Genomic DNA, 23,016 nt, shown 5'->3' with positions numbered 1-23,016 from the left:
ATCGCTCTTTTCAATACTAATTGGAGAGTTTGATCCTGGCTCAGGACGAACGCTGGCGGCGTGCCTAATACATGCAAGTCGAGCGGAGTCATTTTGAAAGCTTGCTTTCAAAATGACTTAGCGGCGGACGGGTGAGTAACACGTAGGCAACCTGCCCCTTAGGCTGGGATAACTACCGGAAACGGTAGCTAATACCGGATAATTTCTTTCTTCTCCTGAAAAAAGAATGAAAGACGGAGTAATCTGTCACTGAGGGATGGGCCTGCGGCGCATTAGCTAGTTGGTGGGGTAACGGCCCACCAAGGCGACGATGCGTAGCCGACCTGAGAGGGTGAACGGCCACACTGGGACTGAGACACGGCCCAGACTCCTACGGGAGGCAGCAGTAGGGAATCTTCCGCAATGGACGAAAGTCTGACGGAGCAACGCCGCGTGAGTGATGAAGGTTTTCGGATCGTAAAGCTCTGTTGCCAGGGAAGAACGTCCGGTAGAGTAACTGCTACCGGAGTGACGGTACCTGAGAAGAAAGCCCCGGCTAACTACGTGCCAGCAGCCGCGGTAATACGTAGGGGGCAAGCGTTGTCCGGAATTATTGGGCGTAAAGCGCGCGCAGGCGGTCATTTAAGTCTGGTGTTTAAACCTTGGGCTCAACCTAAGGTCGCACTGGAAACTGGGTGACTTGAGTACAGAAGAGGAAAGTGGAATTCCACGTGTAGCGGTGAAATGCGTAGATATGTGGAGGAACACCAGTGGCGAAGGCGACTTTCTGGGCTGTAACTGACGCTGAGGCGCGAAAGCGTGGGGAGCAAACAGGATTAGATACCCTGGTAGTCCACGCCGTAAACGATGAGTGCTAGGTGTTAGGGGTTTCGATACCCTTGGTGCCGAAGTTAACACAGTAAGCACTCCGCCTGGGGAGTACGGTCGCAAGACTGAAACTCAAAGGAATTGACGGGGACCCGCACAAGCAGTGGAGTATGTGGTTTAATTCGAAGCAACGCGAAGAACCTTACCAGGTCTTGACATCCCTCTGAATCTGCTAGAGATAGCAGCGGCCTTCGGGACAGAGGAGACAGGTGGTGCATGGTTGTCGTCAGCTCGTGTCGTGAGATGTTGGGTTAAGTCCCGCAACGAGCGCAACCCTTAACTTTAGTTGCCAGCAAGTAATGTTGGGCACTCTAGAGTGACTGCCGGTGACAAACCGGAGGAAGGTGGGGATGACGTCAAATCATCATGCCCCTTATGACCTGGGCTACACACGTACTACAATGGCCGGTACAACGGGAAGCGAAGCCGCGAGGTGGAGCCAATCCCATCAAAGCCGGTCTCAGTTCGGATTGCAGGCTGCAACTCGCCTGCATGAAGTCGGAATTGCTAGTAATCGCGGATCAGCATGCCGCGGTGAATACGTTCCCGGGTCTTGTACACACCGCCCGTCACACCACGAGAGTTTACAACACCCGAAGTCGGTGGGGTAACCCGCAAGGGAGCCAGCCGCCGAAGGTGGGGTAGATGATTGGGGTGAAGTCGTAACAAGGTAGCCGTATCGGAAGGTGCGGCTGGATCACCTCCTTTCTATGGAGAATCGTCTTCGGAAGTGGAGACATTCAAATCGGAAGTTAAACTTCCACAATTATTTAACGCGTATCCATTTGTTCGGTTTTGATGGAATTTGCGGGGCCATAGCTCAGCTGGGAGAGCGCCTGCCTTGCAAGCAGGAGGTCAGCGGTTCGATCCCGCTTGGCTCCACCAACAAACTTCATCTATTTGTTATGTCTAGAATAGTTTTATCTTGATCCTTGAAAACTGGATACCGAAACGAATTTGCGTTTTAGAACATCTTTTAGCAACTTGTGCAAACAAGTAAATGTTATTAGTGAGATGATTCCAAGAGAGATATCGTATGATATTTTCCTGCGGAAAAATCAAGGTTAAGCTAATAAGAGCACACGGAGGATGCCTAGGCGCCAGGAGCCGACGAAGGACGTGGCGAACAACGAAACTGCCTCGGGGAGCTGTAAGCAAGCTTTGATCCGGGGGTGTCCGAATGGGGAAACCCAGCTGTGGTAATTCGCAGTTACTCATACCTGAATACATAGGGTATGTAGAGGCAGACCAGGGGAACTGAAACATCTAAGTACCCTGAGGAAGAGAAAACAATAGTGATTCCGTCAGTAGCGGCGAGCGAACGCGGAACAGCCTAAACCTAAGAGCTTGCTCTTAGGGGTTGTGGGACGTCTCACATGGAGTTACAAAGGAATATGGTAGGTGAAGAGGTCTGGAAAGGCCCGCGATAGAGGTAAAAGCCCTGTAACCTAAACTGTGTTCTCTCCGAGACGGATCCCGAGTAGTGCGGGGCACGTGAAACCCCGTATGAATCCAGCAGGACCATCTGCTAAGGCTAAATACTACCTGGCGACCGATAGTGAAACAGTACCGTGAGGGAAAGGTGAAAAGCACCCCGGAAGGGGAGTGAAATAGAACCTGAAACCGTGTGCTTACAAAAAGTCAGAGCCCTATTAATGGGTGATGGCGTGCCTTTTGTAGAATGAACCGGCGAGTTACGTTTAACATGCAAGGTTAAGTCGAGAAGACGGAGCCGCAGCGAAAGCGAGTCTGAATAGGGCGAATGAGTATGTGGACGTAGACCCGAAACCGTGTGATCTACCCCTGTCCAGGGTGAAGGTGCGGTAACACGCACTGGAGGCCCGAACCCACGCACGTTGAAAAGTGCGGGGATGAGGTGGGGGTAGCGGAGAAATTCCAATCGAACTCGGAGATAGCTGGTTCTCCCCGAAATAGCTTTAGGGCTAGCCTCGGTATAAGAGTAGTGGAGGTAGAGCACTGATTGGGTGCGGGGTCCGCAAGGATTACCAAGCTCAGTCAAACTCCGAATGCCATATACTTATTGCCGGGAGTCAGACAGTGAGTGCTAAGATCCATTGTCAAAAGGGAAACAGCCCAGACCATCAGCTAAGGTCCCCAAGTGTGTGTTAAGTGGGAAAGGATGTGGAGTTGCACAGACAACCAGGATGTTGGCTTAGAAGCAGCCACCATTGAAAGAGTGCGTAATAGCTCACTGGTCGAGTGACTCTGCGCCGAAAATGTAACGGGGCTAAACACACCACCGAAGCTATGGCTAGATACGTATGTATCTGGGGTAGGGGAGCGTTGTATGTGGGTTGAAGGTGTACCGTAAGGAGCGCTGGACAGCATACAAGTGAGAATGCCGGTATGAGTAACGAAAAGATCAGTGAGAATCTGATCCGCCGAAAGCCCAAGGTTTCCTGAGGAAGGCTCGTCCGCTCAGGGTAAGTCGGGACCTAAGGCGAGGCCGAAAGGCGTAGTCGAAGGACAACAGTTTGAAATTACTGTACCACCGTAATCCGCTATGAGCGATGGGGTGACGCAGGAGGGTAGTGACGCGGACTGATGGATATGTCCGTCTAAGCAGTGAGGCTGATGTGTAGGCAAATCCGCACATCGTTAAGGCTGGGCTGTGATGGGGAGCGAAAATTATAGTAGCGAAGGTCATGATCTCACACTGCCAAGAAAAGCCTCTAGCCAGGAGAAGGTGCCCGTACCGCAAACCGACACAGGTAGGCGAGAAGAGAATTCTAAGGCGCGCGGAAGAACTCTCGTTAAGGAACTCGGCAAAATGACCCCGTAACTTCGGGAGAAGGGGTGCCCCGGTAGTGTGAATAGCACGAGGGGGCCGCAGTGAAAAGGCCCAAGCGACTGTTTAGCAAAAACACAGGTCTGTGCGAAGCCGCAAGGCGAAGTATACGGGCTGACGCCTGCCCGGTGCTGGAAGGTTAAGGGGAGTGGTTAGGGGTAACCCGAAGCTATGAACCGAAGCCCCAGTAAACGGCGGCCGTAACTATAACGGTCCTAAGGTAGCGAAATTCCTTGTCAGGTAAATTCTGACCCGCACGAATGGCGTAACGACTTGGGCGCTGTCTCAACGAGAGATCCGGTGAAATTTTAATACCTGTGAAGATGCAGGTTACCCGCGACAAGACGGAAAGACCCCATGGAGCTTTACTGCAGCTTGATATTGAATTTGGGTACGATCTGTACAGGATAGGTGGGAGCCGTAGAAATCGGAGCGCAAGCTTCGGTGGAGGCGCCGTTGGGATACCACCCTGATCGTATCTAGGTTCTAACCTAGTGCCCTAATCGGGTACGGGGACCGTGTCAGGCGGGCAGTTTGACTGGGGCGGTCGCCTCCTAAAGAGTAACGGAGGCGTTCCAAGGTTCCCTCAGAATGGTTGGAAATCATTCGAAGAGTGCAAAGGCATAAGGGAGCTTGACTGCGAGACCTACAAGTCGAGCAGGGACGAAAGTCGGACTTAGTGATCCGGTGGTACCGCATGGAAGGGCCATCGCTCAACGGATAAAAGCTACCCTGGGGATAACAGGCTTATCTCCCCCAAGAGTCCACATCGACGGGGAGGTTTGGCACCTCGATGTCGGCTCATCGCATCCTGGGGCTGAAGTAGGTCCCAAGGGTTGGGCTGTTCGCCCATTAAAGCGGTACGCGAGCTGGGTTCAGAACGTCGTGAGACAGTTCGGTCCCTATCTGTCGTGGGCGCAGGAAATTTGAGAGGAGCTGTCCTTAGTACGAGAGGACCGGGATGGACGTACCGCTGGTGCACCAGTTGTTTCGCCAGAAGCATGGCTGGGTAGCTACGTACGGACGGGATAAGCGCTGAAAGCATCTAAGCGTGAAGCCCCCCTCAAGATGAGATTTCCCAATTAGTAAGACCCCTTGAAGACGACGAGGTAGATAGGTTGGAGGTGGAAGTGCAGTAATGCATGGAGCTGACCAATACTAATCGGTCGAGGGCTTATCCTATACTTAAAACGCAAATTCAATTCGGATTCAGTTTTCAGGCATTAAGCCTGTAATCAATAAGCTGCATGTCCTTTATAAGGGCTGATATTTTCTCGCAGCGATTTCGAGAAGCGAAAGCTTCGAAAAATCATGTTTGGTGGCGATAGCGGAGGGGTTCCACGCGTACCCATCCCGAACACGACCGTTAAGCCCTCCAGCGCCGATGGTACTTGGACCGAAGGGTCCTGGGAGAGTAGGACGTTGCCAAGCACAATTAGACCACTGTTGAGTAATCGACAGTGGCTTTTTTGCGTTTATTATAGACTGTGGAAAACTTGTGGATAATATTTTGAATTTGCAGAAAAGTTACGCACATGTGGATAGATGATTGAAAGAGAAATAATCCCTAAATAGTGTGGATTAAATACATATTTATATAGATCTGTCAACAGAAAACCTAAGTAATACACGGGTTGCTGTGGATATAGCCGGGATTATGTGGATAGAGCTATTGATAAGTGGATAACTATTTTAACTTGGATGTGACAAGATTTCAAGACTATTTTTAAAACTGCATAGAGCTGTGGATAACTAAAAATAAAGTTATAAATAATGCAATAGATTAGCGCACAATTGACGCTCTTGTTATACTTATCCTAAAAGTAATTTTATAAAGGATGAGGTGAGTTTGTGGTAATAAGACAGTTACGCCCAGATGAGTTCGATGCAAGCATGAACTTGTCAGAATATGCTTTTCAATACAAGTTACCTAGCGACAAACGGGAAAGTGCTCAAAAAAGTTTCAAGCCGGAACGGGTATGGGGTGCCTTTGAAGACGGGACACTCGAAGCAAAATTGACGCTTCTGCCATTCCAAGTGTACATACAAGGGAAAGTAGTGCCTATGGGTGGTATCGCTGGGGTAGCAACATGGCCAGAGAACCGCAGACAAGGGCATGTGGCAAAGCTTTTAACACATGCACTGCAAACGATGAATGAAGCGGGTCAAACGCTCTCTTTTCTGCATCCGTTCCTGATTCCCTTTTATCGTAAATTTGGTTGGGAAGTTTATTGTGAATATAAGAAATACTCCATTCCTGTAGCGAAGTTTCCCAAGAAGGTTGAAGTTGAGGGCAAAGTTAAACGGGACATTAAAGATATCGAAGTATTGGATAGCTTATACAATCAATTCGCTGTCAGATATAACGGGACACTTAAGCGTGATTTGGACTGGTGGGAGAATTCTGTATTAGATGACGAAGGAAAAAGTGCAGTGTTTTACTCTAAAAGTGGTGAACCAGAGGGATACGTGCTGTATAAGGTAGAGAACAGAGAACTGGTCATTGATGAATTTGTTTTTTTGAACGAACAAGCTCGGCAGGGGCTGTGGACATTTCTTGCGAACCATGATTCGATGGTGACCGGTGCATCGTTGAAGCTGGTGCCTTCGGACGACATGTTACCCTTCTTGCTGCCAGATCCGCGTATAGAGCAGGAGAATTATCCTTATTTTATGGGTCGTATTGTGAATGCTAAGACATTCATTGAAGGTTATACCTTCAGAGGAAACAGCAGCCCAAAGAAACAGCTTATTTATATAGAAGATAAATACGCACCTTGGAATGATGGATTGTGGGAATTGAATATTTCTAATGAGGGATCGGCAACTTTTACACGCGGGGAAGGGAAACCGGCAGAAGCAGACTTAAACTGTGATATCGGCACATTGACGGCATTAATGCTTGGATATAAACGTCCGGCAGAGTTAGCTCGTTATGGATGCATCTCAGGTCATTCAGCTGCACTGGAATGGTTTGAAGAAATCTTACCGCAAGCACACACTGCATTATTTGATCATTTTTAAAATAAAAATTCGGGCTCTCCCCTTCGAAAGATGTTGGGAGGGCTCTTTATTTCCGAATACATTCGCTGAAAAAAGTGAAAAATAAGAGAATCCACTTGGAATTAGCACAGAATATGTTATAATATTAAAAAGTCAAAGAAAGTCAAAGTCAACGAAACTTAATGACATTGATCCGATCCTCTGAACACGTGGAATTATCCACAAATGTTTAAGTTCAATTAAAGACCATTGTCATTAGGAATGCAAGTTGCAATCGGTATTATAAAGATTTAAGCACTGGAGGATGAGTGATGCGCAATATCTCTGATATTATCGAACAATATCTGAAGAATATTTTGCATGAAAGTCCCGAAGGTACGGTGGAAATCCAGCGAAATGACCTGGCGGACCAGTTCTCATGCGTACCGTCACAGATCAATTATGTCATCAGTACACGCTTTACTTTGGAAAAAGGTTATGTGGTGGAAAGTAAGCGTGGTGGTGGGGGATATATTCGTATTCAACGTTTTGAATTGCCACCAAACGTGGCACTGCATGCCCATTTAAACCATACTATAGGTGGCGGGATTGATCAGAACGCTGCTGAAGGGCTGATTTATCAGCTGGAGGAAGCCGGTTTTCTAAGTAAGCGTGAAGCGTGCCTTATGCGCGCTGCTGTTTCTCGGGAATGCCTAACGGTTAAGATTCCATACCGGGATGAGATTCGTGCCAAGATTATGAAGGCGATGTTAATCTCTTTGTTAGGCAAATAATTGTCAACCATAAGGGAGGGGCTTTCGCTTATGCAATGCCAGGAATGTGGCGTCAAGCCGGCAACACTCCACTTCACTAAGATCGTGAATGGAGAGAAGACGGAGTTTCATATCTGCGAGAGCTGTGCACGGGAGAAGGGGGAACTCATTCCCGGAACGGCTGGAGGGTTCTCCATCCACAGTCTGCTGTCAGGTCTGCTTGATCTAGAGGGTGCCGGCAAGGAGAAGTCGGCTGCAACGAAGACAACGCAGAGTCTGCAATGTGAGAATTGTGGGATGACGTACTCCCAGTTTAGCAAGTTAGGCCGTTTTGGCTGTAGCTCCTGTTATAAATATTTTAACAGCGCACTTGACCCGCTTTTTAAGCGAGTGCATGGCAGTACTTCACATGTAGGTAAGATTCCGAAACGTGCAGGAGCTCAGATTGTATTTAGACGCCAAATTGATGAACTCAAGCAGGAATTACAGCAGAGTATTACACAAGAAGAATTCGAGAAAGCAGCGGAGCTGCGGGATCAGATTCGTAAACTTGAAAAAGAAATAGCACAAGAGTAAAGTCTTTGATATATAGGGGGGATATGACATGTCAAGTCTCCGATTTACTGAACAAGCACTTAGTGATTGGATGCGCTCTGGAGGTAGCCACTCCGAGATTGTAATTAGCAGTCGTATGCGTATTGCCCGTAATCTAGAGCATCTTCCGTTTCCAATGCTGGCTTCCTTAGAGCAATCGGAAGAAGTGTTAGAGCTGTTGGCTCCTGTGTTTCATGAGGAAGCAGCTGCAGATTTCGGATCTTTTCAACTCCTAAAGCTTGATGAAGTGAATGAACTGGACAAAAAGGTACTGGTTGAGAAACACCTAATCAGTCCTAACTTGGCTAATGATTCGCGCAGCGCGGCTGTCTTGTTAAATGAAGATGAGTCGGTCAGCATCATGATTAACGAAGAGGACCATCTGCGAATCCAATGTCTGTTTCCTGGTCTTCAGGTTAGAGAAGCATGGGAACGTGCGACGGCGATCGATGATATATTTGAAGCAGCTGTCAATTACGCTTTTGATGATAAAAGAGGATACTTGACCAGCTGCCCCACTAATGTGGGTACAGGGCTTCGTGCCTCAGTAATGCTGCATTTGCCAGCACTTGTAATGACGCATCAGATCAATCGCATATTGTCTGCAGTGAACCAAGTAGGCTTGACTGTAAGAGGAATTTACGGTGAGGGCAGCGAAGCAGTAGGGAACATCTTTCAAATATCCAATCAGATCACCCTCGGTCAAACGGAGAGTGAAATTATAGAGAACCTTCACAGTGTAGTTACGCAGATCATAGAGCATGAGCGAAATGCCCGTGAACGGTTGCTTGTTGATTCCGCACTGAGAATAACCGACCGAGTGAAGCGTTCTTATGGGATTTTATGTTATGCAGCTCTTATGGAGCTTAAAGAATCTGCACAACGACTGTCTGATGTGAGACTTGGGGTTGATCTTGGCATTCTGGAAGGTCTTTCGATTTCAGTGCTAAATGAACTTAACGTTAAGACACAGCCAGGATTTCTGCAAAAGATGTTCGGCGATGAGTTAAACGCCACTGAACGAGATATGTATCGGGCAAAACTGCTCCGAGAGACATTGGGAACACAACATTAATATAGATATTTACTATTCATGGAGGTGCAGGAGATATGATGTTTGGAAGATTTACGGAACGCGCACAAAAAGTGCTAGCGCTGGCGCAGGAAGAAGCTGTTCGTTTAGGACACAACAATATTGGCACAGAACATATTTTGCTCGGACTTATTCGTGAAGGAGACGGCATTGCTGCTAAGGCATTAATTGCTTTAGGGCTAGGTCTTGAAAAAATCCAGGACGAAGTGGAGACACTGATTGGCAGAGGTCAAGAACAGCCTACGAACATTGCTTATACTCCTCGCGCTAAAAAAGTGATTGAGCTGTCGATGGATGAAGCCCGTAAGCTGGGACATACGTATGTCGGCACTGAGCATATTTTACTTGGACTTATCCGTGAAGGGGAAGGTGTCGCGGCACGTGTGCTTAATAACCTCGGCATCAGCTTGAATAAAGCTCGTCAGCAAGTGCTGCAGCTCCTGGGAAGCAGTGAGGCTGCCTCTAGTCATAGTGGAACTCCGGCTAATGTCAGCACACCGACTCTAGATGGTCTTGCGCGCGATTTGACCGCCTATGCTAAGGAGGGCAATCTAGACCCGGTTATCGGCCGTAGCAAGGAGATTGAACGTGTTATTCAGGTACTGAGTCGCCGGACTAAGAATAACCCGGTACTGATCGGTGAACCTGGTGTTGGTAAAACAGCTATCGCGGAAGGACTTGCACAAAAGATTATCAACAATGAAATCCCAGAAACACTTCGCGACAAACGCGTCATGACGCTCGACATGGGCTCAGTAGTGGCTGGAACAAAATATCGCGGTGAATTTGAAGACCGCCTCAAGAAAATTATGGATGAGATTCGCCAAGCAGGTAATATCGTGCTCTTTATCGATGAGCTTCATACGCTGATCGGTGCTGGCGGCGCGGAAGGTGCGATTGATGCATCTAACATTCTTAAGCCGGCTTTGGCCCGAGGAGAACTTCAGTGCATAGGCGCTACTACGCTTGACGAATATCGTAAATATATTGAAAAAGATGCAGCGCTCGAACGACGTTTCCAACCGATTACGGTGGATCAGCCTTCTCCAGAGGAAGCGGTCCAAATTCTGTTCGGACTTCGCGATCGTTATGAAGCGCATCACCGTGTGAAGATTACGGATGAAGCTATTGTGGAAGCAGTGAAGTTGTCCGATCGTTACATTCCGGACCGTTTCCTGCCAGATAAAGCGATTGACCTTATCGATGAAGCAGGATCTAAAGTAAGGCTTCACTCTTACACCATCCCGCCAAATCTGAAGGAACTTGAAATGCGCTTGGATGATATCCGCAAGGAGAAAGATTCCGCAGTGCAGAGTCAAGAGTTTGAAAAAGCGGCTGCCTTGCGTGATACAGAGCAAAAGATCCGTGAAGAGCTTGATACCACTAAGAACCAATGGAAAGAAAAACAAGGTCGCACGGATTCAGAGGTTACACCTGAAGATATCGCACAGGTTGTAGCTAGCTGGACGGGGATTCCTGTAAGCAAGCTGAAGGAAGAGGAGACCGACCGTCTGCTTAACATGGAGGCTTTACTGCATGAACGAGTGATCGGTCAGGATGAAGCCGTTAAGGCAGTTAGCCGGGCACTACGCCGTGCGCGTGCGGGTCTTAAAGATCCGAAACGTCCAATGGGTTCCTTTATCTTCCTCGGTCCTACAGGTGTAGGTAAAACGGAGTTGGCTCGTGCATTGGCTGAGGCTATGTTCGGCGATGAGAATGCGGTCATCCGTATTGATATGTCGGAATATATGGAGAAGCACTCCACGTCCCGTTTAGTCGGAGCCCCTCCTGGATATGTTGGCTATGAAGAAGGCGGCCAATTAACCGAGAAGGTACGCCGTAAACCTTATTCTGTAGTGCTGCTTGATGAAATTGAAAAAGCGCACCCAGAAGTATTCAACATTCTGCTGCAGGTTCTTGAAGACGGTCGTTTGACTGACTCTAAAGGACGGGTAGTCGATTTCCGTAATACATTAATTATTTTGACTTCTAACGTAGGCGCACAAGCGATCAAGAAGAATTCGACACTTGGATTCACAGCTGTGCAAGATGCTGGAGCAGAATACGGCAATATGAAGGGCAAGGTTATGGAAGAGCTTAAGAAGAGCTTCCGTCCTGAGTTCTTGAACCGGATTGACGAAATCATCGTCTTCCATTCCCTCGATGAGAAGCATATTGCTGAAATCGTTACGTTGATGTCTGATGAGCTGCGCAAGCGGCTGCGTGAATATGATGTTGATTTTGTACTCACGGATGCAGCAAAGGCTTTCCTAGCTAAGGAAGGTTACGACCCAGCCTTTGGTGCACGTCCGTTGCGTCGTGCGATTCAGAAGCATATTGAAGACCGTCTTTCCGAGGAATTGCTCCGAGGAAATATCCAAAAGGGTGATTCCCTCAACATTGATGAGGTTGGCGGAGAACTTGTAGTGAATAAAGTGGATGCTCCAGTAGCGCCATTGCTTGAAAAAGAAGTAGAATCCGAATAATAAAACGGAATAAATAAGGCTTCCACTCCTCAGTTTTTTAGAGGGGTGGGAGCTTTTTTAATATAAATTTTTCACTTAAAAATATACATTTAGTACAAATGCCGAATGACCTTTCGTTAAAGAGGCAGAAATGGTAAACTTTCATTAGAAGAAAATATCCGCAATTTAAAAGTTCGGACCGTAAGGAGAACAAATGGCTAAACCAAAAACTAAATTTTTTTGCACTGATTGTGGATACGAATCGCCAAAATGGTTCGGTAAATGTCCCGGGTGCCAAGCTTGGAACTCCATGGTGGAGGAAACGGAAAGCGTAGTCAAAACACAGGGAATGAATGCCCCTATTTTTCATAGTAAAGAAAAAGCACAATCGATCATAAGTATAGAAAGTGACAAGGAACCGCGCATACTGACAGGTATAGGTGAGCTTAACCGTGTTCTCGGTGGGGGGATCGTGCCAGGATCGCTGGTATTAGTAGGGGGAGACCCAGGAATCGGTAAATCTACGCTCTTGTTACAGACATCGCATGCTCTAACAACTCAGGGATTGCGAGTGCTGTACATCTCGGGCGAAGAATCGGTAAGGCAAACTAAGCTACGTGCGGATCGCCTCGGTGCGTTGTCAGCTGAGCTATATGTACTATGTGAGACGAATATGGAAAGCATAGAAGAAGCGATTGAACAAATTCAGCCGCAATTCCTTGTGATCGATTCGATTCAGACTGTATTTATGCCAGAAGTAACCAGTGCGCCAGGCAGTGTGACTCAGGTTCGGGAATGTACGACAAGATTTATGCGTATCGCTAAGATTCGGGGAATTGCAACAGTTCTCGTTGGGCATGTCACCAAGGAAGGCGCTATTGCAGGCCCACGGATGCTTGAACATATGGTGGATTGTGTGCTGTATTTTGAGGGAGAGCGGCATCATACGTATAGACTTCTGCGGGCTGTAAAGAACCGCTTCGGTTCAACGAATGAAATCGGCATTTTCGAAATGGGTGAAGTGGGCCTAACAGAAGTAGAAAATCCATCTGAGCTCTTCTTGTCGGAACGTCCACTCGGCGTAGCCGGATCCACCGTGGTGGCCAGTATGGAAGGGACTAGACCGGTGCTGGTTGAGCTTCAGGCTCTTGTCGCTGCTACTCATTTCCCCTCCCCGCGCCGGGTGTGCACAGGTATGGATCATCAACGGATGGCACTCATCATCGCTGTACTGGAGAAGCGAATGGGCATGTTCCTACAGAATCAGGATGCGTACCTTAACGTGGCTGGAGGAGTAAAGCTGGATGAACCGGCGATTGACTTAGCAGTAGCTATTAGTATCGCTTCCAGCTTTCGTGATATTTCAACAAAACCTTACGATGTTTTCTTCGGTGAAGTAGGACTTACAGGTGAAGTAAGAGGTGTTTCACGCGCGGAAATGCGTGTGAAGGAAGCCGCGAAGCTAGGCTTCCGGCGGGTGATCATGCCAGAGAAAAGTTTGAAGGGCTGGAAGCACCCGCAAGATATCCAGATTATAGGCGTCAGTACCGTAGCAGATGCACTATCGGTCGCGTTAGATTAGGGGGCACAGGGATTATGAAAGAATATAACCAATTAGAGAATATGAATGATCTGCTCAGACTGGCGGCACCGGGAACACCTTTTCGGGAAGGTCTGGAGAATGTGCTGCGCGCAAAGACGGGAGCACTAATCGTCGTTGGCTATAGTCCCGAGGTGATGGAAGTAGTGGATGGAGGATTCTCCATTAACTGCGATTTTTCGCCCAATTATTTATATGAGCTCGCCAAAATGGACGGTGCCATTATTCTTAGTGAAGACTTAAAGCGGATTTTGTATGCAAATACACAATTGATTCCGGATTCGTCTATTTCATCAATCGAGACAGGCATTCGTCACCGGACCGCCGAGCGTGTAGCGAAGCAAACAGGCAAACTGGTGGTTTCCATTTCACAGCGCCGTAATATCATTACTCTGTATCAAGGCTCCATTCGATATGCACTAAAAGAAATCGGAGCTATTTTGGCTAAAGCTAATCAAGCGATTCAGACCCTCGAAAAGTACAAAGCGGTTCTTACACAAGGACTGACGAATTTGTCTGCTTCGGAGTATGAGGGAATCGTAACCGTGGCCGAAGTGGTCGGAGTGATTCAGCGGGTAGAGATGGTTCTACGCATAAAAATGGAGATCAAACGATATATAAATGAATTAGGCAACGAAGGACGCTTAATCAGCATGCAGATGGAAGAACTGGTTGGAAATACAGAGGAAGAAGCATGGCTCCTATACAGAGACTATGCTAAGGAAGAGCAAGAAGATAAAATTCGTGAAATTATTGCCGGTCTCAAACGTATTAGTGATGATGACCTAATGGATGACAACCATATTGCTCGATTGCTGGGCTACTCTTCAACGGCAATTTCATCCGAAGAAGTGGTTACACCACGTGGGTATCGTCTGCTTAACAAAATTCCGCGGCTTCCAAATGTGATCATTCATAATCTGGTGGAGCGGTTTGAAATGCTGCCTAATTTGATGTCTGCAAGCATAGCCGAACTGGATGAAGTGGACGGAATTGGGGAGGTGCGAGCTCGTAATATTCAGGATGGGCTCAAACGTTTACAGAAGCAAGTTCTTATTGACAGGCAAATGTAAATAACATACAATCACGTAATATTGGAGCTATTTAAGGCCAATGTGAGAAAATTGAGGTGAAGAAATGATACAAAAATCAATTCCGAGTCTTTTTACCATAGGTAACTTGATGCTCGGAATGTTTGGTATCATGATGGCGTTTGACGGTAAAGTTAGCATGGCCGCTATCATGGTTATTATTGCTATGCTGTTAGACGGATTGGATGGCCGAGTTGCTCGTGCACTTAAATGTGAGAGTGAATTTGGTAAGGAACTGGACTCTTTGTCTGATGTCGTTTCCTTTGGAGTAGCGCCGGCTGTTATTATGTACGTTTCAAGCCTGCATGATTTGAATTCTGCATTAGCCTGGACAGTAACTGCAATATTCCCGGTGTTTGGGGCATTGCGCCTTGCTCGCTTTAATGTTCAACCAGGGGTTCCTGGTTATTTCATCGGTTTGCCAATTCCTGCTGCTGGTGGTGTACTTGCCACATTAGCTCTTTTTAATAAAGATGTTTCCGCTCCGTTTATGATCGTGGCTACACTGCTCTTATCGTATTTGATGGTCAGTACTGTTAAATATCCTAATTTTAAGAAGGTCGGCTTGCCTAAAAAAGTGGTTGTCGGTGCGCCAGTAGTCATTATTGTTGCTGTAGCAGTTGCCGTTGTATTCCCGGAGGAAATTGCTAAGCTAATTTTCGTCTTACTTGGGATTTACGCGTTATATGGTTTTAAACAAAACATCGATCGATTGACAGCAAGACGCCGTCATCGTCGTAGAAGACGTTCCGAAGATAAAGTGTATCACTCAAAGAACGGTTAAAGTATTCGCTCGTAGTAAGGAGAATCCATACAATTATAACAAAAGGCTTTGTCGTCCCTTGGGATGGCAGAGCCTTTTTGCAATTACAGCGCTATTCCAAGTTTATCGTCTTGAAAATTGGAACATACTGGTGAGGTATAGATCATTCAAGGATGAATAAAAAGGAGGTGCGTTAGGTTATGTGGAAAAAAGTGATATTGTCTTTTGCTTTAATATGTGGAGCTTGGTCTGGTTTTTCGCTATACCATGCGCTTGAAAGAGGATTCCCCAAGGGGATGGAAAAGCTGAGTGAAAGTTTACCTGTAGAGGGAAGCATTTTATTTACGGTGCTGGGTGCCATTATTTTTTTGTTTGCGGGGTCTTTATGCGCGGAATGGGGAGGTTCAAAACTGCGGGAGGCGGTTCTGTACTGTTCGCGTATACCAATGAATGAATTGGCTGCAGGTGCAGCTGGGCTTACAGGGGGGCTTCTGCTGTCTCTTCTGTTATATCCTGCGATGATTTGGCTTGGAAAAGCTGGACAGCTGCTGCAGGTACCCGTTACGTTAGCTTTTGGATATATGGGGCTGCGGATCGGGCTGGAGAAAAAAGAGGAACTAGCTGCGCTTTGGACAACTGGACGATGGGGACAAGCGGCTGAGCCGGAAGGTCGTGGGCTGGAGGAGCATAAAATCCTCGATACTAGCGTGATTATTGATGGACGGATTGCTGACATTTGTAAAACTGGTTTTATTGAAGGAACGATTGTTATTCCGGAATTTGTACTTGAGGAGCTCCAGCATATTGCAGATTCTTCCGATCTACTGAAACGGAATCGCGGACGGCGGGGACTTGATATTCTCAATAAGATTCAAAAAGAGCTTGATGTGAAGGTGTTAATCTATGAGGGGGATTTTGAAGAAATCTCTGAGGTGGATAGTAAGCTGGTGAAGTTAGCGAAGGTACTGCGAGGTAAAGTAGTTACAAATGACTTCAACTTGAATAAGGTATGCGAATTGCAGGGAGTCTCAGTTCTGAACATTAATGATCTTGCGAATGCTGTGAAGCCCGTAGTGTTGCCCGGTGAGGAAATCGTGGTACAGGTCATTAAGGATGGCAAAGAGCATGGACAAGGCGTAGCCTATTTAGATGATGGAACGATGATCGTTGTGGAAGGCGGACGTGAATATATCGGGACTACGATGGAGGTACTTGTCACTAGTGTGCTTCAGACTTCAGCTGGACGGATGATATTTGCGAAGCCAAAGCTCTTGGAAAAAGCACAATAAGTGAAGATAAAGTGTACGACAACTGTCCTATGGGTTGGAAATGCCCGCCAAACACGTTATGATGGGAATATACGTGAAAGACAGGAGCCTGAGTAATGTCAAACAGTGTGGGCGTCGTCATTGTGGCGGCAGGCAGAGGAACGCGAATGGGGACTGTAGAGAGCAAGCAATATCTGTTATTGCAGGGTAAACCAATTATCGTTCATACGCTGGAAGTATTTCAGCAGCACGAATTGATTTCCGAAATCGTGCTTGTAACCGGTAAGGAAGATATTGAACGCTGCCGGGAATGGATACAGCTCTATAAGCTGGACAAGGTTAAGGCTATCGTGCCTGGTGGATCTGAGCGTCAGCATTCTGTACATAAAGGATTGTTGAAACTTACGACACAGTGGGTAATGGTGCATGATGGGGTTCGCCCGTTTGTACAGCCGATTGAAATTGAGGCATGTTACAAGCGAGCGAAGCAGATCGGTGCTTCAGTTCTTGCTGTACCCGTCAAAGATACGATCAAACAGGTAGATAACGAAGGCAAAGTACTTTCTACGCCGGATCGGCGAAGTCTGTGGGCGATTCAAACCCCGCAGACTTTTCGTCTTTCTGAATTGCTGGATGCTTATGCGGTAGCGGAGCGGGATGGTTTTTTAGGTACAGATGATTCCAGTTTAGCGGAGCGTGCCGGCATTCCGGTTTCTGTGGTAGAGGGAAGCTACAGAAATATTAAGATTACGACGCCTGATGATTTAGATTTTGCAGAATTCACAGAAAGAAACAGGGGAGAGGGACAATCATGATCGCTGTAGGACAAGGATTTGATGTACATCAAATGGTAGAGGGAAGGCCTTGTATTATTGGAGGAGTAACGATTCCATATGAAAAAGGACTACTGGGACATTCCGATGCAGATGTGCTGCTGCACGCAGTAAGTGACGCTATTCTAGGCGCGCTTGGACTAGGTGATATTGGCAGACATTTTCCGGACACAGATCCGGCGTTTAAGGACGCGGATAGCTTGAAATTATTAGAACAAGTATGGGCGCTTGCTAGCGAGCGTGGTTATAAGCTTGGAAATATCGATTCCACGATTATTGCCCAAAAACCAAAGATGGCGCCATATATTCCTCAAATGACGGAGATCATCGCTCGTGCGCTTCATGCAGACCCGTCCAAGGTGAATGTTAAAGCTACCACTACCGAGCAGCTTGGTTTTGCCGGTCGTGGCGAAGGAATTGCCGCACAATCTATTGTCTGTCTACTCCAAGATGTGATATCATCTTGAGATGGTCTAAGTAGTAAATCTAAGTTTTAACCATATGAAGCGGAGGGAATATAATGACGGATCAAGTCCGGGTGCGTTACGCACCGAGCCCTACGGGACATTTACATATAGGTAACGCCAGAACGGCGCTGTTTAACTATCTGTTCGCCCGTAATAAAGGCGGTAAATTCATTATCAGAATTGAAGATACAGACGTGAAGCGCAATGTCGCAGGCGGCGAAGAGAGCCAGCTTAAATATTTGAAATGGCTAGGTATGGATTGGGATGAGAGCGTTGATGTTGGCGGAGAGTATGGACCTTACCGCCAGACTGAACGTCTGGATCTTTATCGCGTATATTGGCAGGAGTTGCTGGATAGAGGTTTGGCTTACCGTTGCTATTGCACAGAGGAAGAACTGGAAGCGGAACGTGAAGAACAGACTGCTCGTGGAGAAACTCCTCGTTATTCCGGTAAACACCGTGATTTGACGGAAGAGCAACGCCTTGCTTTTGAAGCTGAAGGACGGGTAGCTAGTATTCGCTTCCGCGTACCAGAAGATCGTACGTATGCGTTCGATGATATCGTAAAGGGCAACATTTCTTTTGATACGAAGGAAATGGGTGACTTTGTTATTGTAAAGAAGGATGGAATTCCGACCTACAACTTTGCAGTAGCTGTTGATGATCATCTGATGGCTATTACCCATGTATTGCGTGGAGAAGATCATATTTCCAATACCCCGCGTCAACTTATGATCTTTGAAGCACTTGGCTGGGAACCGCCTTTGTTTGGTCATATGACCCTTATTGTTGGCGACAACCACAAGAAGCTCAGCAAGCGGGATGAATCCGTTATTCAATTTATCGAGCAATATGACGAATTGGGTTATTTGCCTGAAGCTTTGGTTAATTTCATTTCTCTCCTGGGCTGGTCGCCAGAAGGTGAAGAAGAAATTTTCAGTAAAGAAGAACTTATTTCTATTTTTGATGCGGACCGATTGTCCAAAAGTCCGGCTGTATTCGATAAGAATAAGCTGGCGCATCTAAATAATCACTATATTAAGCATGCTGATCCTAAACGGATCTCGGCATTAGCGATTCCACATCTACAAAAAGCGGGGAAAATACCGGCTGAGCTGAATGATGAGCAGCAGGCATGGGCAGAAAGCCTTGTAGCACTGTATCAAGAGCAGATGACCTCTGCCTCCGATATCGTAGAGCTATCTGAACTATTCTTCCGCAGTCATCTGGAGTTGGAAACAGAAGCGGCGCAGGTTCTGGCGGAAAGCCAAGTACCTGAGGTCTTGTCTGCTTTCCTGGCTAAGGTTGAAGCCTGTCAGGATTTCAGTGCTAGCAACATGGCTGTTCTAATTAAAGAAGTACAGAAGGAAACAGGTCACAAGGGTAAAGCGTTATTTATGCCGATCCGCGTAGCTCTGACCGGACAAACTCACGGACGTGATCTCAATATAACGATTGCTTTGCTCGGCCAAAACCGAGTTATCGAACGTTTGAAATCACAAATTAAGGGAGCTTAAAGCAGGATTACTTATCACTAAGCCTCTTGTCAGTCCCTTAGCTTTTGCGCTAAGATAGTACCATATGATAATAGCTGCGATCAGGAGAAGTACGTCCATTAAGGCAATTGCCAGAGAGAATAACCGAGAAAGGGATACCTTTCGGGCTGGGAGTTATTCATTTGTCCGGGGCAGAACATGCGCCTGTGAGCTGCACGGTTGAACGATCCTTAAGGTTCGTTAGATCGTGCCGGGTACATCGCCGTTAATGATGCCAAGTGGAACGAAGAAACTCTGCCGATGGTAACAACGCAGCCTGTTTGATTCGTTCAAGCAGAGTGGAACCGCGGTTAAACGTCTCTGCAGCTTTATGCTGCAGGGGCTTTTTTTGTTTCGAGGTATCTTTTTTATATAACAAACCAAGCAAACACCCACAGCATATGTATGATAAGAATGATGAATGGGAGACAATACCTCCCTTGTGTACCTGTTAACAGGAGATGGGGGAGTCAAGAAGAGAGGAACCGTGATGTTTAAGCATATTAAGTCGGACATTCGGGCGGTATTCGATAACGATCCCGCTGCCCGCAGCTGGTTCGAGGTTGTCTTCACATATGCAGGGTTGCACGCCATTTGGGGTCATCGAATTGCTCATTCTTTTTTCAAACGCCGCTGGTATACAATGGCCCGTTTGGTCTCACAGTTTAGTAGATTTATGACCGGTGTTGAGATCCATCCCGGAGCCGTCATCGGAAATAGGCTGTTTATCGACCATGGTATGGGGATTGTTATTGGAGAAACCTGTGAAATCGGTGATGATGTTATTATCTATCAAGGGGTTACACTCGGGGGAACAGGGAAAGAAAAAGGTAAACGTCATCCCACAGTTGGCAACAATGTAGTTATTGGTTCTGGTGCGAAGGTATTAGGATCGTTTCGTATCGGCGACAATTCAAATATAGGTTCTAATGCAGTTGTGTTGCGTGAAGTGCCAAATAACAGTACGGTAGTAGGGAACCCGGGCCGTGTAGTAAAACGAAACGGTGAACGTGTATCCGATCGTTTGGATCATACCAAGATGCCAGACCCGCTTGTAGATTCACTTCGTTTTTTGCAAAAAGAAATCGAAGAGATCAGAGAGAAGCTTGGCGAAGAAGATAAGCAAAAGACCGCACAGCGACTGGCTGAAACTCAGCAGTATATTGGTGATTACGAAATTTAAGCATATCCGGTACTAAGGAATCGGGACAACAGAAAGGGTTGGAATAGGATGGCTTTACAAATTTACAACACAATGACACGCAGCAAGGAACAGTTTGTGCCCCAGGAATCGGGCAAAGTGAAAATGTACGTATGTGGTCCAACCGTTTATGGATATATGCATATCGGAAATGCTAGACCTATTATTGTCTTTGATATGGTCCGGAATTATTTGGAGCAACTTGGCAATGAGGTACGGTATGTTACGAATTTCACGGATGTAGATGATAAACTGATACGCAAAGCAGAGGAAATGAATACAACAGTAGCGGAGGTTGCGGAGATTTTTATCGCTGCCTATCTTGAGGATCTCGAAGGACTTGGAGTGAAGCCGGCGACATTGAATCCGCGGGTTACAGAAAGCATGGATCTGATCATTCAATTCATTAAAGACCTTGAGGAAAAAGGGTACGCATATGAGAGCGGCGGCGATGTATTCTATCGCACTTCCAAATTTGAAGACTATGGTAAGCTGTCTCGTCAGAATCTAGATGAATTACAGTTTGGTATTCGTGTAGAGGTTGATTCCCGTAAAGAGAAGCCTGAGGATTTTGTACTATGGAAAGCGGCGAAGCCAGGTGAAGTGTATTGGGAAAGCCCTTGGGGGAATGGACGTCCAGGCTGGCATATTGAATGCTCGGCCATGGCAAGAGAGTTCTTAGGAGATACAATCGATATCCACGGTGGCGGACAAGATTTGCAGTTCCCGCATCATGAATGCGAATGCGCTCAGACAGAAGCTCTGACAGGAAAGCCACTCTCTAATTACTGGATGCATAATGGATTTCTCAATATCGGGGACGAGAAAATGTCCAAATCCCTTGGTAATGGTTGGCTTGTAAAAGATATCCGTGGGCAATTTAAAGCTGGAACCATCCGCTACTTCATGCTCTCGACACATTACCGTAATCCTTTGAATTTTTCTGTTGATTCGTTGACTTCAGCCGAAAAGAGCGTTGAGCGTATCTCTCTAGCTGAGAGCAATGTTAAGCATCGTCTTGAGCTTGCTGAAGGAGTTGCCCAAGGTGAAGTGAGCTTAGAGATTAACGATAAGTTATCTGCTATAGTGGCCAATTTTCATGCTAAAATGCAGGATGACTTTAATACTCCAGATGCGATTACCGCTATGTTTGATTGGGTGAGTCTTGCAAACCATACTCTTGCGAATAGTGAAGCAGCCCCGTCTGATTTTGCTGCGCTCTTGCAAGCTTTTGGGGAAATGAATGCTGTGCTGCGTTTGACACCTGAGCATGAGGAAGAAGAGATCGCGAGTGAAGAAGTTGAACGATTGATCGCGGAGCGGGTTGAAGCGCGTAAGAATAAGAATTGGAGCCGGTCCGATGAGATCCGTGATGAATTAGGCCGCTTGGGCATATTGCTTGAGGATACTCCGCAAGGAATGCGGTGGCGGCGTAAATGAGTGAGGAACGCAAGTTTCAGAACGGGTGGTTTCCTTACGAGCCTTCCAAACCTGCGCGACTCCTCTCACCAATCGTACTTGCCTATGTAGGAGATGCTATTTACGAGGTGTCAGTTCGTCAGTATTTAGTATCTCTTCCGAATTTGCGCCCAAACCATTTGCATCGCTCTGCTACAGGACTTGTATCCGCTAAGGCGCAGAGTGCCATTCTTGGATTTTTGGAGCCGAATCTCACAGAAGAGGAAAAGGATGTCGCCCGTCAAGGGAGAAACGCTAAGTCGGGAAGTATTCCTAAGAATGCAGATGTGCTTGAATACCGTCATGCTACTGCTTTTGAGTGCCTGATTGGTTACTTATACTACACAGGTCAACAAGAGCGAATACAAGAAATTGTACACAGTGGTATACAGTTTATGTTGAATCAGCCGTGATATGGCTTTTGTGAAATAGAGAATAGGAGAAGTGGACATGGAAGAAGATTTGAAGACAGAAGAGGAAATATTAGCTGGGAAGCATTCAGTGCTTGAAGCACTTCGTGCGGGTCGTACTTTAAACAAAATATGGATCGCAGAAACGGCTCAGAAGCATCTGACTGCACCAATCGTCGCTGAAGCACGCAAAGCGGGGATTGTCATTCAACATGTGGACAAGCGTAAGCTGGATCAACTCGCTCCAGGAGTTCAACATCAAGGGGTAGTTGCTCAAGCGGCACCTTTTGCCTATGTCGAGGTAGATGATTTGCTTGCTGCAGCAGAAGCTAAAGGAGAGCCTGCATTCCTAATTTTGCTGGATGAGATCGAAGATCCACATAACCTGGGATCCATTCTGCGGACAGCAGATTGTACTGGAGTGCATGGAGTAATTGTACCTAAACGTCGTTCGGCTCAGATTACTGCTACCGTCTCCAAAACATCGGCGGGTGCCGTTGAATATGTTCCGGTTGCGCGGGTGACTAACCTAGGTCAGACCATTGATCGTCTGAAAGAGCAGGGAGTCTGGGTAGTAGGTACAGATGTGGATACAGATCAGAATCTGTTTGGATCCAATATTTTCACAGGACCGGTAGCTGTTGTAATCGGTAATGAGAATAAAGGGATGGGACGCCTGATTCGTGAGAAATGTGATGTATTACTTAAACTGCCGATGGCCGGAAAGATCAATTCATTAAATGCCTCTGTCGCCGCAGGAGTCATTATGTATGAAGTGGTACGCCTTCGGCAACAGCAGGGATAACT

17 protein-coding genes, 1 tRNA gene and 3 rRNA genes are annotated in these 23,016 nt (G+C 46.9%); 20 read left to right on the top strand and 1 reads right to left on the bottom strand.

What is annotated here, in order from left to right:
- Window positions 1–17: 17 nt before the first annotated feature.
- The 16 genes from NST74_RS27000 (at window position 18) to gltX (ending at window position 19,122) form a co-directional block, all read left to right on the top strand.
- Window positions 18–1,575 (top strand): 16S ribosomal RNA (locus NST74_RS27000).
- A gap of 101 nt (window positions 1,576–1,676) precedes the next feature.
- Window positions 1,677–1,752: transfer RNA gene (locus NST74_RS26995), tRNA-Ala, on the top strand.
- Between the two features lie 177 nt (window positions 1,753–1,929).
- Window positions 1,930–4,858 (top strand): 23S ribosomal RNA (locus NST74_RS26990).
- A 132-nt stretch (window positions 4,859–4,990) separates the two neighbouring features.
- Window positions 4,991–5,107: ribosomal RNA gene (gene rrf, locus NST74_RS26985) — 5S ribosomal RNA — on the top strand.
- Together the 16S, 23S and 5S rRNA genes with 1 tRNA gene alongside form the textbook arrangement of a ribosomal RNA operon.
- 420 nt (window positions 5,108–5,527) lie before the next feature.
- Window positions 5,528–6,700 (top strand): GNAT family N-acetyltransferase, encoded by a 1,173-nt coding sequence (locus NST74_RS26980; RefSeq protein WP_341115376.1) that lies wholly within the window; start codon window positions 5,528–5,530, stop codon window positions 6,698–6,700.
- A gap of 290 nt (window positions 6,701–6,990) precedes the next feature.
- Entirely contained in the window at window positions 6,991–7,452 is a 462-nt protein-coding gene (locus NST74_RS26975; RefSeq protein ID WP_042131251.1) for a CtsR family transcriptional regulator, read from the top strand.
- 30 nt (window positions 7,453–7,482) lie between these two features.
- Complete coding sequence (locus NST74_RS26970) at window positions 7,483–8,007, top strand: UvrB/UvrC motif-containing protein (protein WP_076121176.1); 525 nt, start codon at window positions 7,483–7,485, stop codon at window positions 8,005–8,007.
- A 28-nt stretch (window positions 8,008–8,035) separates the two neighbouring features.
- Window positions 8,036–9,100: a protein arginine kinase gene (locus tag NST74_RS26965; protein ID WP_042131249.1), complete on the top strand. Its 1,065-nt coding sequence runs from the start codon at window positions 8,036–8,038 to the stop codon at window positions 9,098–9,100.
- 35 nt (window positions 9,101–9,135) lie between these two features.
- Window positions 9,136–11,604 (top strand): ATP-dependent protease ATP-binding subunit ClpC, encoded by a 2,469-nt coding sequence (clpC, locus tag NST74_RS26960; protein ID WP_042131248.1) that lies wholly within the window; start codon window positions 9,136–9,138, stop codon window positions 11,602–11,604.
- 193 nt (window positions 11,605–11,797) lie between these two features.
- On the top strand, window positions 11,798–13,165 hold the full coding sequence (radA, locus tag NST74_RS26955) for a DNA repair protein RadA (RefSeq protein ID WP_076121175.1): 1,368 nt from the start codon (window positions 11,798–11,800) through the stop codon (window positions 13,163–13,165).
- A gap of 14 nt (window positions 13,166–13,179) precedes the next feature.
- The gene (gene disA / locus NST74_RS26950) at window positions 13,180–14,256 is read left to right on the top strand and encodes a DNA integrity scanning diadenylate cyclase DisA (protein ID WP_042131246.1); all 1,077 of its coding nucleotides are present in this window, start codon (window positions 13,180–13,182) and stop codon (window positions 14,254–14,256) included.
- 64 nt (window positions 14,257–14,320) lie between these two features.
- Complete coding sequence (gene pssA / locus NST74_RS26945) at window positions 14,321–15,058, top strand: CDP-diacylglycerol--serine O-phosphatidyltransferase (RefSeq protein ID WP_042131245.1); 738 nt, start codon at window positions 14,321–14,323, stop codon at window positions 15,056–15,058.
- A 179-nt stretch (window positions 15,059–15,237) separates the two neighbouring features.
- Window positions 15,238–16,326 carry a PIN/TRAM domain-containing protein gene (locus NST74_RS26940; RefSeq protein ID WP_042131244.1) on the top strand — a complete coding sequence of 363 codons (1,089 nt, stop codon included), beginning with the start codon at window positions 15,238–15,240 and terminating at the stop codon, window positions 16,324–16,326.
- A gap of 95 nt (window positions 16,327–16,421) precedes the next feature.
- Window positions 16,422–17,120 (top strand): 2-C-methyl-D-erythritol 4-phosphate cytidylyltransferase, encoded by a 699-nt coding sequence (ispD, locus tag NST74_RS26935; RefSeq protein ID WP_042131243.1) that lies wholly within the window; start codon window positions 16,422–16,424, stop codon window positions 17,118–17,120.
- Complete coding sequence (gene ispF / locus NST74_RS26930) at window positions 17,117–17,605, top strand: 2-C-methyl-D-erythritol 2,4-cyclodiphosphate synthase (protein ID WP_341115373.1); 489 nt, start codon at window positions 17,117–17,119, stop codon at window positions 17,603–17,605. The genes ispD and ispF overlap by 4 nt, the downstream gene beginning before the upstream one ends.
- A 53-nt stretch (window positions 17,606–17,658) precedes the next feature.
- Window positions 17,659–19,122 carry a glutamate--tRNA ligase gene (gene gltX, locus NST74_RS26925; protein ID WP_341115371.1) on the top strand — a complete coding sequence of 488 codons (1,464 nt, stop codon included), beginning with the start codon at window positions 17,659–17,661 and terminating at the stop codon, window positions 19,120–19,122.
- Window positions 19,123–19,366: 244 nt separating this feature from the next.
- On the opposite strand, the gene NST74_RS26920 is transcribed toward gltX, so the two are convergent.
- Window positions 19,367–19,519: a hypothetical protein gene (locus tag NST74_RS26920; protein ID WP_170880370.1), complete on the bottom strand. Its 153-nt coding sequence runs from the start codon at window positions 19,517–19,519 to the stop codon at window positions 19,367–19,369.
- 111 nt (window positions 19,520–19,630) lie between these two features.
- Here NST74_RS26920 and cysE point away from each other — a divergent pair, with 111 nt between their 5' ends.
- Genes cysE through rlmB form a run of 4 tightly spaced genes read left to right on the top strand, consistent with a single transcriptional unit; the run spans window position 19,631 to window position 23,014 of the window.
- Entirely contained in the window at window positions 19,631–20,323 is a 693-nt protein-coding gene (cysE, locus tag NST74_RS26915) for a serine O-acetyltransferase (RefSeq protein WP_042131240.1), read from the top strand.
- Window positions 20,324–20,371: 48 nt separating this feature from the next.
- On the top strand, window positions 20,372–21,781 hold the full coding sequence (gene cysS / locus NST74_RS26910) for a cysteine--tRNA ligase (protein ID WP_341115370.1): 1,410 nt from the start codon (window positions 20,372–20,374) through the stop codon (window positions 21,779–21,781).
- On the top strand, window positions 21,778–22,212 hold the full coding sequence (locus NST74_RS26905; RefSeq protein ID WP_042131238.1) for a Mini-ribonuclease 3: 435 nt from the start codon (window positions 21,778–21,780) through the stop codon (window positions 22,210–22,212). Before cysS ends, NST74_RS26905 begins: the two co-directional genes overlap by 4 nt.
- 37 nt (window positions 22,213–22,249) lie before the next feature.
- Window positions 22,250–23,014: a 23S rRNA (guanosine(2251)-2'-O)-methyltransferase RlmB gene (gene rlmB / locus NST74_RS26900; protein ID WP_042131237.1), complete on the top strand. Its 765-nt coding sequence runs from the start codon at window positions 22,250–22,252 to the stop codon at window positions 23,012–23,014.
- Window positions 23,015–23,016: the final 2 nt, after the last annotated feature.

The sequence above is a fragment of the Paenibacillus sp. FSL F4-0125 genome (assembly GCF_038008565.1).
Taxonomy (GTDB): domain Bacteria; phylum Bacillota; class Bacilli; order Paenibacillales; family Paenibacillaceae; genus Paenibacillus_AQ.
Note: the sequence above shows the minus strand (reverse complement) of the source record. Positions and strands in the feature narration are given on the sequence as shown.